The sequence below is a fragment of the Paenibacillus polymyxa genome (assembly GCF_015710975.1).
Classification (GTDB): domain Bacteria; phylum Bacillota; class Bacilli; order Paenibacillales; family Paenibacillaceae; genus Paenibacillus; species Paenibacillus polymyxa.
In genome coordinates, this window is the sequence record NZ_CP049783.1 from 4,900,584 (window position 1) to 4,915,724 (window position 15,141).

Here is a 15,141-nt window from a genome sequence, read left to right on the forward strand (position 1 = left end):
TTTTTTATTTTTTTAGTGTTTTATAATTTTTTATATTCTCTTTACAAACATTTATTTTTCTTTTAAAGAAGCTTTATCTTTGTGTTGTAAAAATTACTTGTAGTAAAAAAACTACAAGAACTAGAACTGGAAAAGGGGGATGTTACAATGTCAATTGAGTTCAGCCGTTGGCCCAATCACTACATGATGTCATACCAAGTCACCAAAGCTTTAGGTATGGCAAGCCTCGGTGCTACGGACGTCACCGAGATCTACGAGGCCTGCAAAAAAATCGACCCCGAAGACAAGGACACGTGGCACAGGGAATGGCTCATAACGGCTCAGGCATTGGAAAGACACGGCAAGGAGGCCGAAACAGCTGGAAACTGGTATACAGCACGAAACTGCTACATTCGTGCCTGCAATTACTACAGAATTGCAGAATATACGGTGATGGATGATGACACCGAGAAAATCCGTGTATTTAAAAAAGTAAATGAACTCTTCGAAGCTGCCGGGAAGTACTTCGATGTCCAACCGGAGAAGATCCAAGTCGATTACGAAGATGTCAAGCTGGATGGTTACTTCTTCTCCCCTTCCTGGATAAAAGGTCCGAAGCCGACCCTTTTTGCTCTCAACGGTGGCGACGAGTGGTCAATTGAAAACTATTTCTGGCTAGGTCCCGCTTTTATTTCGTGTGGATATAACTTTCTGGTTTATGACCAGCCTGGCACCGGCCTCTCGCTGTACGAAAAGGGAAAAGGAAGACGAGCGGACAGTGAGGCTTTCCATTCCCGAGCAATCGACTTTCTTCTAACGCGGCCAGAAGTCGATCCCGATAAGATTATCGTGCACGGTGAGAGTTTTGCGGCTTACGACTCTTTGCGATTCGCTTCGTTCGATCACAGAATTGCTGCCGTCATCTCCGACGGCGGTACGCATGCCTTTGATTGGGATGCAATGCTTAAATGGATGCCACCGAGTCTGGCCGCACATGGCATGAGAATTCTGGGGGCAAAAAGCATGGAGGACTTTGCGGGTAATCCGCGTTTTGCCTATGATCTTGAGGGGGTGCTTCACCAGATAGAATGTCCGCTTCTTGTAATGCACGGAGCGGAAGAGATATTGGTTCAGCCAAATCCGCTGACACAAGCCTTGAAAAATTATGAGCAAGCGGGTTCGAAAAACAAGACATTCTTCCCGATAGAGGATAGAAGACTTGGGGGATTAGAACACTGTCAGGTAGACAACATCAACGTGCTACATGAGGTAGCGCTGAATTGGCTCTGCTCAATTGGGCTTGGACCAGCTGCACCTCGTCCTAAGTGATTGCCAGGACGTCATAAAGTAAACTGGGGAATACGTCTATCGGATTCCCCAGTTATCCTTTCCAGGGGAGGAGTATTCGCTGGAGATGCTTTCGCAAGAAGAAATCAAGGAATTTGAAGCCGTGCAACTGTTTATGGAACGTGCGTTTTTGGTTGCTCCTAAGCTTCAGCCCACGCTGGAAAACTTGCAGCTTGTAGGTGCCATATGCAAAAAAATAGAAGGGATTCCGTTAGCCATTGAGCTTGCGGCTTCCAGAATGAGCATATTGACATTGGAACAGATGGAAGAACGTCTGGCGAGTCTGCTGACATTATTGACTGCTGGATGAAAAGCTCGTTGAGAAATATGCGAAGGCATTTGGCAAACCCGCATTGACAGTGCATTTTTTGAGACATTCATTCGCAACTCGTTATCACCTGGAGAACAATAACGTACCTAGGTTGAAGAATCAGTTAGGGCATTCGTCTATACAAACAACCATGATCTATACACATTTGTCTGATGAAGAAATGAGAACTGCAGTTAATAATATGGATAAGTGAGCAATTTCCAACGTAAGGAAACATGAAATCAGTGACACAAAATCCCACTATAATAAGTGAGAACTATGCAATTTTACATCCAACATAAAATTACATAATGATTTTTCAATGATAGCACAAGGAATAAAGTTAAAGAGGGTGCTTTGGTATCGAAAACAAGGGGAGTTTTGTGTCAATCAACAGTTTATGTTAAGGCATTTTTATCTCCGAAGATCATGCTATACATATGTACAAAATACGGGTTTTGTGAATATGTCTGAAGAGAACCTTATAGATGTAGTTTTCTGCTGCAACTGTTGTTGTACATTGACACAAAATCCCCTACTAAAATGACACAAAGTTCCCTACTTTAGTAGAATACAAAGAGATTGTCTGTAGTTACTCCAACTGATGAGAGCAGCGAATCATCGCAAAGTGATTTTAGGTGAGTGTAGTTATGAAATAGCTCGACTATATCTAAGGTTATTGAAAATGCGAAACCATTATTAATACGACCCAACTGCGGTCCGCTTAAGCGAATTCCCTCTTTGCAGAAGCGCAAGTTGTCGCGGGTTCGATAGATCTGGTCGGCCAGCACCGCTTTGGGATAATAACCAAATCTGGCGCGGTAACGCTCTACGGCGTCCTGCAATGTCTGCCCTTCGTTGTAGCTATCCCACGACAGATGCTCGCGGAAAGCGTAGCCGTTCACCACGCTAATCGCCAGCTTCTCTCCGAACTCGACGTTTGCCCTGGCTTTGCCGCGCACGATCGGTCTGACATGTGGCTGTGCGATACTGACAATCCGATCCGATATGCTGTGTGTCCGCTTGTCATACATCGTTTGCTGCTGACGATAAAGCTCTTGAATGACCAGCAGTTCCTTGTACAAACGCCGCGGCAGGCCGCTCGTCATATCGGCGAGTTCGGCGATCATGCGCAGATCACGGGAAACGAACCTGAGCTGCTTGCCGATCGCTTTTCGTATCGCGCGCGGCTTCACGCGCCGCTGCTTGGCAACCGCCAGATAGGCTTTGCGGGCACACTCTCGGTATGTTCTGGGCTTGCGGGTCTTTCCACGTTCCGGTTCGTGCAGGATGTCGATGATCTTCTCCAGCTTTTCTCTGGCCTGATTCAGTAACGACAAATCCGTCGGGTAGGCGATATCCGCCGGCGCGCAGGTAGCGTCCAGCAGCAGTTCGCCCTCGTTCGTCAGTTCCATCTGCTGTGGCTGCGTTTCTGAAGGCTTACCGGACGCTGCGTCAGTTCCGCTGCCAGGTTCATCGTCGTCCGATGAATCATCCGACACTTGCGCGCTTCTTCCAGAGCGATCCATTCATTCACTTCATCCAGAATTTCGCCACCCAATCGCTTGCGGAAATGCGTCATGAGAGAATGATGAAACGGACGGCGGTACCGATATTCCGGCAGACCGAGGAAGTACTGCAGATACGGGTTCTCCAGAATCTGACGAAGTGTCTCCCGATCATCGGTGCCAAGCCGCTCCTGGATGATGAGTGCGCCGAGCGCGATACGGATCGAAACGGCTTTTTGGCCCTTGAGGCTTTTCTTGAAGTTTTTCGCATACTTCTCTTCGAGCATCCACCACGGAATCATCTGGGCCAGCAGCACCCAGCGGTTATCTTCTGCGAGCTTTCCGCCGAACGGCAGAAAAAAGTCGACGGGCAGGTTCATCTGGTTCTCGGTTCGCTGATACAATCCTGACGCCTCCAAGTGCACGGTTTTTCACGGGGCTGCCCCGTTTTCCTTCGACATAAGAGGCCCTAAACCCTTGTGCCTGTTGGAGTTTTGATTCGTTCAGCAAGCCCTAGGTAAACCGTGTCCTATGGGCATCGGCGCACGTGTTTAGACTCCGATGCCGCGAGGCTCATTGTCAAGGCGAATACGTTGTTTACATGTCTTCGATGTACACGCCCTTGATAATCAAGGATTTTCTAAAAGCGAGTTGAGATAATTAACGAAAATATACGCTAAGTATTAAACGGATTAATGACCCTTTGGCGGCTCAAACATCATATTGTTTAACTGGTTCACAAAAATACCTTCGTTCGGGCCCGGGTTGTTTCGAAATACTTTCGCTTCTTCCACTAGAACCTCGTCCGCATCCGTACCAAGTACCTTCATCGTTTCATCAATGAATGATGCTAGTAGCATAGAGCTCGGATCGTTATTGAAATACGTTTGAACCCCTGGCGGCGCAATTTCCAGGATTTTCACCGATGTGTCTTTAAGCATGTACCGTTGGGATAGCGTATAGGAATGGAGCGCTGCTTTCGTCGTAATACAGAAACATGAAAATAATTCCAATAGGACGTAGGTTCTACTTTCTTGAAATTCTTAATTAGACTGGAAAGAGGCTAAGTCTACAGGTCATTAAAGTCAACCTAAAAACTTAGCCTCTTGATTTCATATTAAATTTTAAATAAACTTCAGTCTTCACATAACATTGTCTGCAAAGTCGATGAGACTACTATTTATTACTGCTGCTACATCCCTTTTGTAATCGTGTATAAAAAAATGATCCCCGTCAAACATATGAATTTTACAACTTTTGGACGTATAATCATGCCATTTTGCAACGTCAAAAATAGTGGCTCCCTTTTCTCTTTTTCCCCACAATACACTTATATCGCAGTCAAGCTTAGCGTTTTTTTCAATGTGCCTGTATGTGTCAGTAATTCTAAAATCCGCTCTGAGTATCGGTAAAAACAACTCCATTAATTCATTGCTTTTCAGAACCTCTTTGGGCGTGCCTCCCAGCTTAAATACCTCATCCACAAACTCCTTATCCGGCAAATCATAGAGTACCTTCTTCTTACTTACAAAACCCGGAGGATATCTGCCGGAAATAAACATATGGACAGGATATGGATGTCCGAGCTCCTTTATTCTATAGGCAAGTTCATATACAAGTACACTGCCCATACTGTGGCCAAACAACGCATAAGGTTGTTCTTCAAGGTTGCTTATGATAATACGGTGTATATCTTCAAGCGCTTCCTCAACACTTCCGTAAAACGGTTCACCAATCCTGCTGCCTCTTCCCGCAAGCTCAATCGGGAAAAGCTCAATCCTATCATGCAAGTATTGTTCCCAATATTTATATACTGCTGCAGAACCTCCTGCATACGGCAGACAAAACAATTTAATCTTATCCATTATATCTACCCCTTATATCTGAACTATTGGTTGATCTCTTCCAATATTTCTTTAATAATAGCCGCATTTTTATCTATATATCCTGTACTTAACATATCAAAATGACTGCCAAATCCGTTATATACTTTGAACTCTCCCGTTGTTGCCTCTCTCCATCCTTCACATAAATCAGCTTCACCTTCATTGTCTTGCTGCTGTGATATAATAAGATGGATATTGGAGTTTATCTGTCCCGAGTTTATAACACTTCTAGTGTATTTATGATAATTTCTCATTCTTTCAATGGCCTTTTCAATAACTGCCTGGTTATCTCCAAACATGCCTTTTATAAGTTTCTCATTTTCTTCTATAAATTCTTTATCCTGTTGCTCAGCAAGTTTCTTAGCATCTTCGCTTTCTTCCTCAATAAGGACAAATGATTTAGCCGAATCCAGAAAGATTATATCGGATACATGATGTCCAGTTTCAATTAATACTTTAGCAACTTCAAATGCCAGATTACCTCCTGCCGAGTAACCAAATAGAATATATGGGCCCTCGGGTTTGACAGAAGTAATTGCCTTCACATACTCCTCCATCCTGCTCTCATTTTCTATAAAGTCAAAGGAATATATGGAATAAGCATTCATTTGTTTTGATAAACTACCATAAGCTATTCCATTTCCTCCTCCTGGAGGGAATGCAAACATAAGACTCTCCATTGCTGAATTAAAATGAATTGCCGGACTTGGTGTAATATAATCATTGGCGTACGTATTGTGTATAAAACGGGCAATTTCCTTTATGGTTGGGGCCATATAAAAGTCTTTTAGTGGTACCTCAACATTTAACTGTTCATAAATTCTGCTTATAAGGGATATTGCCTTCAGTGAGTATCCTCCCAGTTCAAAGAAGTTATCATTCACACCAATTTTTTGTACTCCAAGGGCATCATGCCACAGCAGTGCAAGCTTCTCCTCAACTTCACCGCAAGGCTCTACATACTCTACTGATGTAGCTAAAGTACCGTCATTTTGGGGTAAATTATTCCGATCTATTTTGCCATTGGCTGTCAAAGGCAGCTTTTCCAGCTGAACAAAGTATTGTGGTATCATGTAATCGGGAAGTTCTTTTAAGAGAAGCGCCCTTAAATCTGATATTGTAAATTCACTTTCCCCTGCTATATAAGCACACAAATACTTGTTGCCCTCCTGGTCTGTCTTTGCAATTACCGCAGCTTCTTTTATTGAAGGATGCTTTAATAGCTGCACTTCTATTTCCCCAAGCTCTATCCTAAAGCCCCTAATCTTTACCTGATGGTCTACTCTGCCTATAAATTCGATGTTTCCGTCAGGAAGCCACCTTCCAAGATCACCGGTACGATACATTCTTTCTCCAGAGCTGAAAGGATTAGCTACAAATTTTTCCGTAGTCAATTCAAGTTTGTTCAAATAGCCTTTTGCCAGCCCATCTCCAGATATATATATTTCACCAGTTGTATTAACCGGTAAGATATTCATGTCTTCATTAAGTATATATATCTTATAATTCTGCAATGGCATACCTATAGGTATACTTGTTAGATTTCTCACCTTCTCACGGCTTAAATGGTAATAAGTTGAATCTACGCAGCATTCTGTTGGACCATAAACGTTTGTTATAGTAGGGTTATTATCTTTAAACCGATCATAGAAACCTTGTATACCTTTACATGAAAGTTCTTCCCCTCCGATAATAAACTGCATAACTGAAAGACTTTCGCCAGGCCTGGCAGTATCTGTTAAAAGCTTTATATGTGCTGGTGTTCCGTCTGAAACAGCAATTGAATTCCTGTTATAGTACTTTAGAAGGCCCTCACCATCTAGCCTTGTATCCTCAGGAACTATAAACAGCGTATGGCCAAGGAGAGAAGCCGCAAATATTTGTTTTACAGATGCGTCAAAAAAGTAAGGGGACACAAGGGCAACATTTAAATAATTATCATAATTTTCATAGACAAGCTTTCTTAGTCCATAAACCAAGTTAACTACACTTCGATGCTCTATCATTGAACCCTTCGGAACTCCAGTAGATCCCGATGTATAAATGATATAAGCTAAGTCCTCTGGTTTATTTATTTTATCAAGGTTTTCAGCACTTCCAATGTATATTTCAGGGGAATCAAGCAGTAATATATTACCGTAAAACTCTGCTTTATCCGCTAAATGTGATTGCGTCAACAGCATAGTTGCATTACTATCTTCCAGTAATTTTTTTATTCTTAGTTCAGGAAGTTTGGTTGAAATTGGTAAATAGACACCTCCTGCTTTTAAAATTCCCAGTATTCCAACCTGCATATCTACGGATCTTTCTACCATTATTCCAACTATGCTGTTTTGCTTTACACCATTACTTCTTAGTGCTCTGGCAAGCTGATTTGCCTTTTCATTGAGCTGCCTGTAGGTTAATTGCTTGTCCTCAAACACTACAGCTACATTATCAGGTGTCCTTTCCACTTGGTCTTGGAACAGCTCATGTAGAGTCTTATCCCTAGGGTATTCTGCCTTTGTATCATTAAAACTATTTAGTATTTGCTGTTTTTCATCCTGAGATAGTATATTTATTTCGGACAGCATCTTTTCGGGGTAAGCTGTGATCTCTTCCAGTACATTGATGAAATGGACCCTAAGTTTTTCTATTGTCTCTTTCTTAAACAGACGAGTAGCATACTTTAACCCAAATACAATATTATTCTGGGTCTCTTGGGCGTTTAGGGTCAAATCAAATTTGGACGCCCTGAACTCATTATCATAGGGCATGAACCTTAGCCCATTCATCTTAAATTCTGATGCTTCTTTATTTTGCAAGACAAACATAGTATCAAACAGCGGATTTCTGCTCAAATCCCGCTTAATGCTAAGCTTCTCCACAAGTTCCTCAAATGGGTAATCCTGGTTTTCATAAGCCCTTAGAGCGTTTTCTTTTACTACCCTCAAAAACTCGCTGAAATTCTTTTTACCTTGAGGGTAATTCCTCATAGCTAGGGTATTGACAAACATGCCTATGATGTCCTGCAAATCTGTATGTGGCCTTCCTGCTATAGGGCTTCCAATTACGACATCTTCCTGTCCGGTGTATTTGAAAAGAAGCACATTGTATGAAGCTAGAAGCACCATATACAGTGTTGCTCCATGATCCACGGCAAGCTTGTTCAGTTTATGTGCAAGTTCCCGGCCTGTTTCAAAACTGACCATATCGCCTTCAAAACTCTGTATAGCCGGCCTTGGGTAGTCTACCGGCATATCAAGTACTGGTATTTCTCCCCTAAATGCCTGGAGCCAGTATTCTTCTTGTTTACTGATTGTGCCGTCAGCAAACAATTTATTCTGCCATACGGAATAGTCCTTGTACTGAATCTGAAGTGCTGGAAGATTCATTCCTTCATACAAGCTTATGAATTCTCTTACCAGTATTTCATCCGACACCCCGTCAGATATGATATGGTGTTTATCAAGCATCATGACATGCCTGTCTTCTCTAATTTTTACGAGCCCTGCTCTTAGTAAAGGAGCCTTGCCAAGGTCAAATGGCCTTATGAATTCATTTGCTGCTTCTGAGGCTTTTTCTTCGCCGGTTTCCATGTACATGATACTAAATTCCACCTCATCATGGACCTTCTGCACCGGTTCACCATCTACCATATGGAAGGAGGTCCGGAAAGCCTCATGCCTTTTTACCAGCTGATCTAAGGCTTTCTCAAAACGTTCTATATCAATACTGCCTTCTAACAACATAAACTCTGGCATATTGTATGCCACCCTTGCTCCTTCAAGCTGATTTAATATATACAGCCTTCTTTGGGAAGACGACATAGGATAGTATTCCATTTCTCCAGTGGGCTGGATAGATTGATAAATACTCTCTTGGGCTTCCTGGATGTACTTGGCAATTTCTGCAATTGTCGGCAGCTTGAATATCTCCTTAAGAGATATATTTACATTGAACTCTTTGTGAATTTTGGCTGCAAAGTTTATTGCTTTTAATGAGTGCCCCCCAAGCACAAAGAAATTATCATTTCTCCCTATTTTCTCAACCCCCAGGATATCCTGCCACAATTGTACAAGCTTCTCTTCCACTTCACCTGAAGGTGCTTCATACTCTACTCCAGTATTTAAATGAGCAGCAGGGTGGGGCAAGTTCTTCCGGTCTATCTTACCATTGGCTGTCAAAGGCATTTCATCCAGCTGCATGAAGTATGCCGGAATCATATACTCGGGCAATTCTTTTGAAAGGCATTCCCTTAGTTCAGTTATTGTCAGTTCATTTTCCCCAACGAAATATGCACACAGATCCTTGTTCTTCTGTTGGTCTTCCTTTACAATAACCACAGCTTCTTTTATTGAAGCATGTCTTAATAGCTGAGCCTCTATTTCTCCAAGTTCTATTCTAAATCCCCTTATCTTTACCTGGTGGTCCATCCTGCCTAAAAATTCTATATTCCCGTCAGGCAGCCATCTTGCCAAGTCCCCAGTACGATACATTCTTTCTCCCTTTATAAACGGGTTAGATACAAATCTTTCTGCAGTAAGCCCCGTCTTGTTTAAATAGCCTTTGGCAAGACCATCCCCAGATATATATAATTCCCCAGCGATACCTATAGGATTTACTTCTAATTTCTTACCAAGTATATATGCTCTGGTGTTTGGCAAAGGACGGCCTATGGGGATATTATCCAATCTACTAAGCCCCGCCGCAGTAATCAAATATTCCGTAGAATCCACACAGCATTCGGTAGGACCATAAACATTTGTGATGCAAGGTTGCACATCCTCAAATCTGCTTAGGAAGTCTTTTACTGCATCAAATGGAAGAACATCTCCGCCTATAATAAAATGTCTCACTTTTAGGTTATTATCTATAGGAGGAGAATTTAACATCATATTTACGTGTATGGGCGTTCCATCCGAAATATCAATCCTATTTTCACTATAGAAGTCCAGCAGCTTTTTACCGTCTTTCCTTGCTTCCTCCGGTACAATGTACAATGCATGCCCCATTAGCAGTGCTGCGAAAATCTGCTGCACCGAAGCATCAAAAACATAAGGGGCAATGAGGCAAACATTCAACGGTGATTCATATTTGCTATATATTCTCTGGAACAGACCCTCTACCAGGTTTAATACACTCTTATTATCAATGCAAACACCTTTAGGGTTTCCCGTTGAGCCAGAGGTATAGATGATGTACGCTGTATCACCAGGCTTATTTATACATTTTATATTCACATCGTTTATAAAATTATAATCATAATCAGATAAATCAATAATCTCACCATCGAAATCATCACGATCCATAAGATGATTTTGGGTGAGTAAAATTTTGGCCTTGCTGTCCTCCATCATATACCTTTTTCTTTCCAATGGATAATTAAGATCTACAGGAAGGTACGCCCCCCAGCCTTGATTACTGACATTATACCTATAACCATTTCAGGCGAGCGGTCCACCATTATGCCTACAATATCATCAGGCTTTACTCCCTTTTCTCTTAATGCCCTGGCCAATTGGTTTGCCTTTTGATTCAGTTCTCGGTAGGTTAATTGTTTACCTTCAAAAACCACTGCAATATGATCAGGAGTCTTTTTCACTTGCTCCTCAAACATTTGGTGTATGGTTTTATCCAGGGGATATTCGAGAGCAGTATCGTTAAAGCTGTATAATACTTGCTGTTTTTCTTCCTGTGATAACATTTCGATTTCATAAAGCCTTTTTTCGGGTATGCTGCAATTTCTTCCAGCAAATTGATGTAATGAGCCCCAAGTCTTTCAACTGTTTCTTTCTTAAACAGTCTTGTACAGTATTCGAGTTCAAAGGCTATACCATCCTCAGTCTCAAATGCATTTAAGGTGATGTTAAATTTTGATATTCTGCCTTCTATCCCTTTGTTGTACGGCTTGAAGCTTAGATCAGACGTTATGAGCTCTGCTTTTCCAACATTGTATATGGCAAACATGGTATCAAAGAGGGGATTCCTGCTCATATCCCTCCTTATGTCCAGCTTATCCACTAATTCTTCAAACTGATAGTCCTGATTGTCGTATGCTTTCAAAGCATTTTCTTTAACTTCTTTCAAGAATTCAATAAAAGTCTTTTCTCCTTGCGGGTGGTTTCTCATGGCCAGAGTGTTTACAAACATACCTATGATGTCTTGAAGGTCAGCATGAGGCCTTCCAGCTATAGGACTTCCCACAATAATATCTTCCTGTCCAGTGTATCTAGATAACAGCACATTGTATGCAGCAAGAAGCGTCATATATAATGTAGCTCCATTGTCTGATCCAAGCTTGTTAAGTCTAACCGCAAGCTCGCTATCAGCTTCAAAGCTGATGTAGTCTCCTTCAAAGCTTTGTACTGCGGGTCTTGGGTAGTCGGTGGATAAATCCAGCACAGGGATCTCTCCCTGAAAGGTCTGGAGCCAGAATTCCTCCTGCTTACTTATGGCAGCTCCTGCAAACAATTCCCTCTGCCAAACTGAGTAGTCCTTGTACTGTATACGCAGTGGAGGAAGTATTTTCCCTTCATATAAGCTTATAAACTCTCTTACCAGTATGTCGTTGGACACTCCATCCGATATGATATGATGCATGTCAAACACCATAATATGTCTGGCTTCTCCAATCTTTACAAGTCCAACTCTTAATAGTGGAGCCTTTCCAAGGTCAAAGGGCCTTATGAATTTCTCCACTATTTCGGGAACCTTCGCTTCACTGGTTTCCAGGTACATGATACTTAGGTCCGCCTTGTCATGGACTTTCTGAGACAGCTCTTCCTCGATCATATGGAAGGAGGTTCGAAAGCTCTCATGCCTTTCTATCAGACTATGAAAAGCCTGCTCAAAACGTGCTTTATCAACAGTACCTTCCAGCAATATTATGCCAGGTATATTGTAGGCGATTCCAGCTCCTTCAAGCTGGTTTAATATATATAGTCTTTTCTGGGCGGATGACATGGGATAATATTCCATATCCCCAGCACGTTGAATGGACTGATATAGGCTCTCCTTTGAGTCTTCAATGTAGCTGGCAATTTCTAAGATGGTTGGTGTCTTGAATATTTCCTTAAGAGGTATGTCTACATTGAACTCTTTGTGAATTCTTGCTACAAGGCTTGTTGCCTTTAACGAGTGTCCTCCGAGCATAAAGAAGTTATCATTTCTTCCTACCTTCTCTATTCCAAGGATGTCCTGCCACAGCAGCGCAAGCCTTTCCTCCACTTCACCTGAAGGCGCTGCATACTCTGTTCCTGTATTTATTCTTCCATCAGGCAGCGGCAGCGCCTTTCTGTCCAATTTTCCATTTATGGTTAACGGTACTTTTGCTATCTTCATAAAATAGGATGGAATCATATAATCGGGCAGCTCTTTAGATATAAGCTCCCTTATTTCGGTCACTGTCACTTCTCGGTCAGACACTATATAAGCGCAAAGATACCTGCCTACACTTGAATCCTCCCGGTCAATGACCACCGCCTCATTTATATCAGCATGCTTCAAAAGGGCTGCTTCTATTTCCTCAAGCTCGATTCTATACCCTCTTATTTTAACCTGGTGGTCTTTTCTGCCGGCAAATGCAATATTCCCGTCAGGAAGCCACTTTGCAAGATCTCCTGTTTTATACATCAGTTCTCCAGGCATAAATGGGTTCGGTACAAACTTTTCCCTGGTAAGTTCCGGTTTTTTCAAGTATCCTCTCGCCAATCCTGCCCCGGAAACACAGAGTTCACCCTCAACACCTATGGGCTTAAGATTATTGTTTTCATCAACTATAAACACCCGGGTATTGGTAATAGGTTTACCAATAGGTACCGACTTATCGGCCGTCTCACAATCATCTGCTTTCCATACCGTTGCACATACGGTTGTCTCAGTAGGTCCATAAGCATTTATATATGAAATCCTGTTGCTCCATTTCTTTAAAAGTTCGAGAGTGGAAGCCGAACCTGCTGCAATTACCTTCTTTAAGGAAGTTACTTTTTCCGGGTCCAGATTTGCCAGATACGGAGGTGGTAAAGTAGCAATAGTTATCTCATTTTCATTTAGGTATTCTTCAAATCTTCGGTAGTCATTGATAATATCGCCTGAAGATATATATAGTGTTGCTCCTGCCAATAGTCCCATAAATATTTCCCAAACTGCAGCGTCGAATGAAATTGATGCAAATTGAATAATCCTATCGCTTTCACTTACATTTAAGCGGGTCTTGAAAAACGCCTCCAGATTTGCTACCCCTTTATGTTCTACCATAACCCCTTTAGGTTTTCCTGTAGACCCAGATGTATAAATGATATATGCCAAATTTTGCGGTGAACATACCACTTCCAGGTTCATAGGGTTTCCGGCATAAAGGCTTTCATCTTCTATGTCTATATACTTCCCGTAAAACTCCACTTTCTCCAGGAATTGCTTTTGGGAAATCAGCACCCCTATCTCGCTGTCCTCGAGTAAATATTCGATTCTTGCCTTAGGGTAGTCAGGATCTATAGGCATATATGCCCCTCCGGCTTTAAGTATGCCAAATATACCTATGACCATCTCCAGTGAGCGTTCTACCATAATACCCACTATGCTGTCTGGTTTAACTCCCTTATCCCTCAACACTCTTGCAAGCTGATTTGACTTCTCATTGAGTTCCCTATAGGTTAGCTGCTTACCCTCAAACACCACTGCCGCATTGTCAGGTGTCTTCACCGCTTGTTCCTCAAATAGTTGGTGAATGGTCTTTTCCCTGTGGTATTCCTCCGTTGTATTATTGAAGCAGTGTACTATTTCTTTCTTTTCCACTTCGGTGAGTATATCAATATTCCTAATATGCATATCGGGATTATCGGTTACAATTTCTATTACCGACTGAAAATGTCCCTTGATTTTTTCTATGAAATTACCATCATATACCAGTGAGTTGTAACTGAATTTAATAGATAATTCCTTACCGCCATCAACGAGTATCCCAAAATCATAATTCGTCTGCTCGAATATTTCCATTCCAACTACATTTAAAATGCCATTACTGGATGAAGCATTAACCGCTTCATCCATAGGGTAATTTTCAAAAGCCATGACATGATGTATCAAGGCATCTTTCAAGCATGTTTTTGACTGCACATCCGCCAGAGGATAGAAACTGTACCGGTCAGATTCAAGCACCGATTGCTGCATCTCTTTGATCAGTTCGGTAAAAGTTTTATCCTCATCACAACTCACCCTTACTGCAACGGTATTTATAAATAAACCCACCATGCTCTCAATTCCCTGTATTTCATGAGGCCTTCCCGATACCACCTCACCAAACACCACATCATCGGTATTGTTATACCGCTGTAATAATATCCCCCATATGGTCTTTATAATGGTACTCATGGTTGTATTGTTTTTGGCTGCAAACTTCTCAAGATCGCTAGTTATTTGTTCAGATATTTTAAACTCCGTTTCTTCAATCCTGAAATCATCACTTGCAGACCTGCCGTTTTGGGGAAGGACTGTCTGATGCTCGTAACCTTTAAGATAGGTTTCCCAGTAATCTGCGGCCTCGTTCTGATTTCTGCCTTCCAACCATTTGATATAGCGGCTGTAAGGATATACCTTTCCTGACTCCGGCTCCCGGCTATTCATCAGGGCTTCATAGTTTTCCATAAATTCTCTAAATATATTTGCGAGACTCCACCCATCAATAATGATGTGATGAAAGCTCCATACCATGTTATAAGATTGGTAGCCTGTTTTAATTACACTTAATCTTGTTAAAATATCCCTTGATAAGTCAAAGCCCTTTTTTCTGTCTTTAACCCTGTATTCTTCTATATACCTATCCCTTAGTTCTTCGGCAAGGGAGGTAATATCCTCATAGCTGACAGACAGCTTTCTTTCCTTCATGACTACTTGTAAGGGCTTGGCTACATTTTCATACAAAAAAATTGTTCTCAAAGCGTCATACTTTTCAATAATGATATTAACGCTCTTTTCAACACAATCAATGTCCAGGATACCTTTTATAGAAAGTGATATCTGCTCAAAGTAGGCGTCTGAATTTTTATCCATCATATAGTGGTACAATATCCCTTGCTGCATAGGAGTGAGCCGGTACATATCTTTTATATTTTGTTTCTTCAAATCACTCATA

Annotated in this window: 6 protein-coding genes and 3 pseudogenes; 3 read left to right on the forward strand and 6 right to left on the reverse strand. The window is 41.8% G+C overall.

The window, feature by feature from the left end; all coding sequences use genetic code 11:
- Window positions 1–147: 147 nt before the first annotated feature.
- The 3 genes and pseudogenes from G7035_RS22610 to G7035_RS22620 all read left to right on the forward strand — a co-directional run.
- On the forward strand, window positions 148–1,308 hold the full coding sequence (locus G7035_RS22610) for an alpha/beta hydrolase family protein (protein ID WP_016820873.1): 1,161 nt from the start codon (window positions 148–150) through the stop codon (window positions 1,306–1,308).
- An 85-nt stretch (window positions 1,309–1,393) separates the two neighbouring features.
- Window positions 1,394–1,636: a hypothetical protein gene (locus G7035_RS22615; protein ID WP_019687305.1), complete on the forward strand. Its 243-nt coding sequence runs from the start codon at window positions 1,394–1,396 to the stop codon at window positions 1,634–1,636.
- Window positions 1,635–1,850, forward strand: a pseudogene (locus G7035_RS22620) (tyrosine-type recombinase/integrase); the annotation flags it as partial. The gene G7035_RS22615 and the pseudogene G7035_RS22620, both read left to right, overlap by 2 nt.
- A 490-nt stretch (window positions 1,851–2,340) precedes the next feature.
- Here the strand turns inward: G7035_RS22620 and G7035_RS27545 are convergent.
- From G7035_RS27545 to G7035_RS22655, 6 genes and pseudogenes are all read right to left on the reverse strand, one after another.
- Window positions 2,341–3,548: pseudogene (locus tag G7035_RS27545) on the reverse strand (IS5 family transposase); the annotation flags it as partial.
- Between the two features lie 288 nt (window positions 3,549–3,836).
- On the reverse strand, window positions 3,837–4,085 hold the full coding sequence (locus G7035_RS22635; RefSeq protein ID WP_019687304.1) for a hypothetical protein: 249 nt from the start codon (window positions 4,083–4,085) through the stop codon (window positions 3,837–3,839).
- Window positions 4,086–4,286: 201 nt separating this feature from the next.
- Window positions 4,287–5,009, reverse strand: coding sequence for a thioesterase II family protein (locus G7035_RS22640; RefSeq protein ID WP_019687303.1), 723 nt, complete (start codon window positions 5,007–5,009; stop codon window positions 4,287–4,289).
- A gap of 23 nt (window positions 5,010–5,032) precedes the next feature.
- Window positions 5,033–9,235: a non-ribosomal peptide synthetase gene (locus tag G7035_RS22645; RefSeq protein WP_413782957.1), complete on the reverse strand. Its 4,203-nt coding sequence runs from the start codon at window positions 9,233–9,235 to the stop codon at window positions 5,033–5,035.
- A pseudogene (locus G7035_RS27955) lies at window positions 9,221–10,716 on the reverse strand (amino acid adenylation domain-containing protein); the annotation flags it as partial. The pseudogene G7035_RS27955 and the gene G7035_RS22645, both read right to left, overlap by 15 nt.
- Window positions 10,611–15,140 (reverse strand): non-ribosomal peptide synthetase, encoded by a 4,530-nt coding sequence (locus G7035_RS22655; protein WP_196478883.1) that lies wholly within the window; start codon window positions 15,138–15,140, stop codon window positions 10,611–10,613. The pseudogene G7035_RS27955 and the gene G7035_RS22655, both read right to left, overlap by 106 nt.
- Between the last annotated feature and the right edge of the window lies 1 nt (window position 15,141).

Coding starts and splice junctions, on each gene's coding strand:
- G7035_RS22640 (WP_019687303.1), bottom strand. CDS start 5,009: ATGGATAAGATTAAATTGTTTTGTCTGCCGTATGCAGGAGGTTCTGCA.
- G7035_RS22635 (WP_019687304.1), bottom strand. CDS start 4,085: ATGCTTAAAGACACATCGGTGAAAATCCTGGAAATTGCGCCGCCAGGG.
- G7035_RS22615 (WP_019687305.1), top strand. CDS start 1,394: ATGCTTTCGCAAGAAGAAATCAAGGAATTTGAAGCCGTGCAACTGTTT.
- G7035_RS22655 (WP_196478883.1), bottom strand. CDS start 15,140: ATGAGTGATTTGAAGAAACAAAATATAAAAGATATGTACCGGCTCACT.
- G7035_RS22645 (WP_413782957.1), bottom strand. CDS start 9,235: ATGATTCCGGCATACTTCATGCAGCTGGATGAAATGCCTTTGACAGCC.
- G7035_RS22610 (WP_016820873.1), top strand. CDS start 148: ATGTCAATTGAGTTCAGCCGTTGGCCCAATCACTACATGATGTCATAC.